The organism is Methylobacterium trifolii (genome assembly GCF_022179685.1).
Taxonomy (GTDB): Bacteria; Pseudomonadota; Alphaproteobacteria; order Rhizobiales; family Beijerinckiaceae; genus Methylobacterium; species Methylobacterium trifolii.
In genome coordinates this window covers 1-6,231 of the sequence record NZ_BPRB01000365.1, presented here as the reverse complement: position 1 = coordinate 6,231, position 6,231 = coordinate 1, and the positions used below count along the sequence as shown (strand labels likewise).

The 6,231-nt window shown below is 50.1% G+C and carries 4 protein-coding genes; 3 read left to right on the top strand and 1 reads right to left on the bottom strand.

The features are described from left to right. A partial coding sequence (locus tag COGEMETH_RS24540) for a transposase (RefSeq protein WP_373875428.1) occupies positions 1–466 on the bottom strand: 466 nt, incomplete at its 3' end. Between the two features lie 269 nt (positions 467–735). Between COGEMETH_RS24540 and COGEMETH_RS24535 the strand changes: the two genes are divergently transcribed. The 3 genes from COGEMETH_RS24535 (at position 736) to COGEMETH_RS24525 (ending at position 6,116) form a co-directional block, all read left to right on the top strand. Then, entirely contained in the window at positions 736–3,393 is a 2,658-nt protein-coding gene (locus COGEMETH_RS24535) for a glycosyltransferase (RefSeq protein WP_238185287.1), read from the top strand. Then, on the top strand, positions 3,390–4,787 hold the full coding sequence (locus tag COGEMETH_RS24530) for a methyltransferase domain-containing protein (protein ID WP_238185286.1): 1,398 nt from the start codon (positions 3,390–3,392) through the stop codon (positions 4,785–4,787). The genes COGEMETH_RS24535 and COGEMETH_RS24530 overlap by 4 nt, the downstream gene beginning before the upstream one ends. Before the next feature lie 237 nt (positions 4,788–5,024). Next, positions 5,025–6,116, top strand: coding sequence for an IS630 family transposase (locus COGEMETH_RS24525; protein WP_238185285.1), 1,092 nt, complete (start codon positions 5,025–5,027; stop codon positions 6,114–6,116). Positions 6,117–6,231: the final 115 nt, after the last annotated feature.

Here is a 6,231-nt window from a genome sequence, read left to right as displayed (position 1 = left end):
GGGGCACGGTGCACCGCTGGTTCTTGCGCCTGTCGCAGGCGGGTGTGTTCGAACGTCTGGCCCATGCCCTGACGATGGCTGATCGCGAGCGCGCCGGACGCGCGGCCTGGGCATCGAGGATGGCGCCGCTCGGGCTGGCCGCGCGTCCGGCGCGCTCGCGATCAGCCATCGTCAGGGCATGGGCCAGACGTTCGAACACACCCGCCTGCGACAGGCGCAAGAACCAGCGGTGCACCGTGCCCCACGGCGGAAACTCCAGCGGCAGATGCCGCCAAGCGCAGCCGGCGCGCAGGACATATTGGATGCCGTCGAATAGCGAGCGCATCGGCCAGCGCCGCGGACGGCCGATCGCTGCCGGGGCGGGCAGCAACGGCTCGACCACCGCCCATTCGGCCTCGCTCAGGCAGGTTGCATACGGCAGGCTCTCGCGCGCAAGCTCGGCACGGGCGGCGGGCCGATCGCAGATCGGCGGGCGTCCACATGGGGCCTCTCGGGTGAGCGTCAGACACTCCTCCAACGCCCGCGACACCCGCCGCTCACCCAACCGACAAGCCGCTCACTCCGTTATGAAACGGGGTCTCAGCAGAACAGGTACTTGCGACGAGATCCCCTTGAAAAAGGCATATCAATCGCGCTAACGTACCACAGCGAAAAGAGAAGGTTAAGCGCCAGGAGCCTCATGCGCAAGCTACTATAAGCGCGCGAATCCCTAGGCCTACAGAAGGGCGGAATGCGTTGCCATCTATAGCATCATCAATCGACGGTTTTTTTGATAACCAAATCAGCGGATGGGCAATTGATCTTGATTTCCCTACTCGGCCACTAGAAGTCGAGATAATAAGCAATGGTAAAGTCATTGCTGGGGGATTTGCAAACTTGCCTCGACCAGATGTTCTGCAATCTGGGTATCCGACAGAGATTTGCGGTTTTAGTATCAACATGAGCGAGACTGAGAAAATAGGTCAATATGTAAGCGTGCGAATTGTAACTGCCTGTACCTACATTGGGATAATTAAACCGACAACAATCCATCCACCTCGATTTGCTGGATCCATAGACTTTGTTAACAGAAAAGAAATATCGGGGTGGGTGATAGATCTTTCCGATCCGACTGGTCTATGCGAGTTTGAAATTCTTATTGATGGAAATTTAGTCGCGGAAGGAAAACCTTATCAGGATCGCACGGATGTTGAAGCCGCAGGATATCCCTCGTCTCGCTGTGGATTCACAGTGCAATTTGATCCGATTTTGACGTTCGTTGATGCAAAAACAGTACAATTACGACACAGCGATACCGGAATTGTAATAGCACAATCCAATTATACGCCGCCCTTACCGGGATTTTCCTTAATAGGCTACCTCGACGAAGCGAATGAGCGATTTGTCACGGGGTGGGCCTGCGACGAAGACGATTCTTCTAAATCGGTGGATATTGACGTTTTCTTTAAAGGAAACATAATTGCATCGGGAACGGCTGATATTCTTCGTCCTGATGTTAAGAGTATAGGTATTGAAAGGCAAGAAGTCGGCTTTCGTATCTCGCTACAAGACTGCGGACTCCAGGACGGTGATATTATCGAAGTTCGCATCCGAGGGAAAGAACAACAACTTCATAATTCGCCAGCAATCATAAAAACGGTCGAGTGGGCGAAGTGTTTCTTGAATTATCGACGTGAATTGCAACCTGATCTATTGACAAGATTTCGCCGAAGAATTGGACATCGCAACATCAAATCAATTTCCATTATTATGCCGGTTTTTAATACGCCAACAGATTGGTTGCGTGAAGCAATAGAAAGTGTAAAAAGTCAATGGGTTCAAAATTGGGAACTAGTTTGCGTAGATGACGGGTCGACCGACCCAAGGGTCTCGGCGGAACTTAAGTTTTATGCCAATTCCGACAACAAAATCAAAATAGTGACAGCAAAAACAAATGGCGGGATTAGCCGTGCAACTAATCTTGGTATTGAGGCAGCAGCAAACGAAATTATAGCTTTTATGGATCATGATGATTATTTAGAGCCCTATGCTACTTATTTAGTGGCTTGCGCATTTGAAGATAAGGATGTCGATCTAGTTTACTCAGACGAAATAACTACGGGTGAGTCGATTGATGATTTACTAACGTTGGTTGCAAGACCGTCATTCAGTCATGATTATTATCTTACGCATCCCTATTTTGTGCACTTCATTGCGTGTCGTAAATCGTTGGCGAAGAAAGTAGGGGGGCTCAATGAATCAATGAACATTTCGGCCGATGTTGACTTTGTTTTGCGGTCTATTGAATATTCTAACGTTGTTAGCCATATTCCAGTGGTTCTATATCGTTGGCGAACTCATGGTTCAAGCACTGGACATTCACGGCAAAATCTGGTTTACAATGCAACATCGAAGGCTATTCAAAGCTCATTGGATCGAATATATCCAGGATCCAAGGTCAGCAAAGGGCCAATTTTCAATACATACCATATTGATTGGCCCCATGTTCCTGGCATGACTTTAATCGTTGTTTTGACTAAGAATAAGTTTCTATTTTTGAAAGGATTTGTGGATTCTTTGATGCAAACTACTGACGCTCGCGAATATCGTCTCGTAATTGTCGATCATGAGTCCGATGAAAAAGATACAATTGATTATTTGGAAGAACTTCGTGCCGAGCATATTGTGATGCACTACAGCGGCGATTTTAATTACAGCCAGATGAATAACATGGCAATCTTGGCTTATGGTCGTGATTGTGATTTCGTAATGTTGGCAAACAATGATATAAAGGCTATTGAATCGGGTTGGCTGGCACGAATGAGAAGCCTTGCTGGTAGATCAGGAGTGGGGGCAGTTGGACCCATGCTCATATACGAAAATTTGCAGGTCCAACATGCTGGAGTGATTATTGGGCTTAATGGTCCTGCCGAACACGCAAGCAAGTTTCGTAGTGCGTATTCAGGAACGGAACGCGCTCCAGGATATAATAGTTCTTTGACTGCGTGCCGAGATGTTTCCGCACTCACGGGTGCCTGCTTGATGGTAAGAGCTGATGTATATCTCGATGTAGGCGGACTAGACGAAACTCTTGCAGTGGGGTTCAATGACGTCGATTTATGTCTTCGGTTACGTGAGAAAGGATTGAAGAATTTGTACGATGGTAGCACTGTTTTATTCCATTATGAATCGATAACTAGAAAGGTCTCGTCGGATTTGTTGTCTCACCAGGATGACACTTTATTATTTGTACAGCGCTGGGGTGACTTCATCCAAAATGGTGACCCGTTTTACAATCCAAATCTCTCTGTAAGCGGCGACGATCATACTCCTCGAGCTACAAAGCCACAAAAGAGTGAGGTGGCTTTTAGAAAGCAGATTTCAGGTATATACGTAGGAGATAAGGCCAAATGAATAACAATTCATATCAATCATTTGGTCCGAATCGCGGTCATTCAGACTCCCACGGCAAGTTAAGCGCGCTTCAATTGCCTGAGTTAAAAGGGCGTTCTTTTCTAGATGTAGGCTGCAACGAAGGTTTTTTTTGTTGGATTGCGGCGTCCTTGGGAGCAAAAGAAGTTTCGGGCTTGGATGCAAGCCGCGAGGCTTTGCAGATTGCAAATAGTAGATGTCCATTTGGAGATTTCGTTTGTGCTGATTTTGATAGTTGGAATGATAATAGGCTTTATGATGTAATTCTTCTAGCATCTGCAATTCATTATTCTCGCGATCAAGAGAAACTTATTGATAAGTTGGTTGATAAATTAACTCGCACCGGCGTATTAGTTCTTGAAATTGGGATCGTCCCAGGGGCACATGAGAGGTGGGAAGAAGTTACAAGAGCTTTTGATACGAGATTATTTCCCACACGTTCAAAATTGGAGAGCATTTTACAGAAACACGCTTTTAGAGTTGTTGGTCAAAGTGTTCATCAAGTCGGCGATCCAGTTCAGCGATGGGTTGTACATATTCGGCGGATGAAACGGACCGCAATAATTGTTTCCGGAGAGTCAAATTCTGGTAAAACGACTCTAGTCCGCTCATTATTTGACTACAATAAAAAGTTCTTATTCTCAAGCTTTGACATTTTATTTGCTCGCCTAGCGAGTGGAAGTTGGCAGGCGAGTAATAATCTAAAAGAAAGCTTGTTCAAAGTTGACTTAGCACATGAGGCGCATGTTGCGATCGAAAGGTTAGTTGCTCAGCCAGACTTGTTTCGAGAGTTTATATCTGAAATTATTCCTAAAGAAGACCACCAATGCTTCATATTGGATGGGTATTTCCCGGAAGCGTCCAGAAACTTACTCGTGACATTACTTGAGGAAAAAGAATATTTAGTATGGAGTTTGCATAATCTGAGTTCTATGGAAGCGTTTAGAGAAGGGCAAAATAATAACTCGCTAGCCTCAAATTTAATCGTTGAAAATAATAATTATTATATTCTGGGTGATTGCATTACCGGAGCAGTTGATCAAATCATTGTAAATAGCGAAAAATTATTTATATCGGGATGGGCTGTGGGTAAATGGGTTGATGAACAGGTAACACATTATGCTATAAAGTTAGACGAACAGCAATTTTCTCTTATTACTGTCAATAATCCTGTCCGTGCTGATGTCATTGCGGCTGGTTTTGCTTTTGGAGATCCAAAAATCGGATTTGATGTTAAGCTGGTTTTTGCCGATCTTCGCCATATCGACATCGATAAAATGCGGAGCCGTTTGACGAGTGGAGATTTTATTCTTTTAGCCTTCACGGAAAAACAACGGGTGGGACAAATAAAAATTAGAAAACCAATCAGCCTATAGGGTTTAATAAAGTTATTGCAAATTATTCAGTTCTTCTAAAAAGCCGACTAAAGCGGCGTCCGCTCAGATTGGGTCACAAGCGTCGTATTCTGCGGCGGTGATGTAGTTTCGGCATTCGGTTGGGCTGAAGGCGGCGAAGGCCTTCCTGATGGTCTTCTAGTGGTCTGAGTTAGAGGTTTCCTTGCGGTTTTGGGAGGTCAGAGCCATCTGCTTGGCTTCCGCGAGGAGGTATCCGCGATGGCCCGTGGTCCCAAACCGGCCGAACTTCAGCTGAGCAAGGACGAGCATGTGCGGCTGGAAGGCCTGGTGCGTCGCCGCAACGTCGGTCAGGCGCTGGCCCAGCGTGCCCGGATCGTGCTGGCCTGCGCCGAGCCTGGCTCCACGAACACTGGCATCGCCCGCAGCCTCGGGGTCAGCCGTCCGAGCGTCACGACCTGGCGCGCCCGCTTCCTCGCCCACCGCCTCGACGGCCTCGTCGACCTGCCTCGCTCCGGTGCGCCGCGTGCCGTCGAGGACACGGCGATCGAGGGGATGATCACCCTCACGCTGGAGACCCAGCCGGAGAACGCCACCCACTGGTCGACGCGCGCCATGGCCCGGCGGGTCGGGATGAGCCAGAGCATGGTCTCGCGGGTCTGGCGCGCCTTCGGGCTCCAGCCGCACAAGACCGAGACCTTCAAGCTCTCGACCGATCCCGCCTTCGTCGACAAGCTCCGGGACGTGGTCGGCCTGTACATGGCCCCGCCCCACCGCGCCGTCGTGCTGTGCATCGATGAGAAGCCGCAGATCCAGGCGCTGACCGGCACGGCCCCCGTGCTGCCGATGCGGCCCGGCCAGCCAGAGCGCCGAACCCACGACTATCGCCGCCAGGGCACCACCGACTTGTTCGCCGCCCTCGACGTTCGGGCGGGGACGGTGATCGGCCGCTGCACACGTCGGCATCGTTCGGTCGAGTTCCGCGCCTTCCTCGATCAGGTCGAACTGAGCGTGCCGAGGGACCTCGACGTCCATCTCGTGCTCGACAACGCCGCCACCCACAAGACCAAGCTGATCCACGACTGGCTGGTGAAGCGCCCGCGCTGGCACGTGCACTTCACCCCGACTTCCGCCTCGTGGCTTAACCTCGTCGAGGGCTGGTTCGCCCTCCTGACCCGCCAACGCCTGCAACGCGGCGTCTTCACACAGACCGACGATCTCGAAACCGCGATCCACGGCTACATCGACCAGACCAACGCCGACCCGAAGCCCTTCGTCTGGACGAAATCCGCCGACGCCATCCTCGCCAGCGTCGGACGCTTCTGTCAAAGAACCTCTAACTCAGACCACTAGCACTACTTTGGCAGATTGGTTTCAGTGTGGCAGGTTGAGATCGGCGTCACAGTGCGGGCATCGTCGCGGCGGCGGCCGACTGAGGTGATCCAGGATGTAATTACCCAGGCCCGTA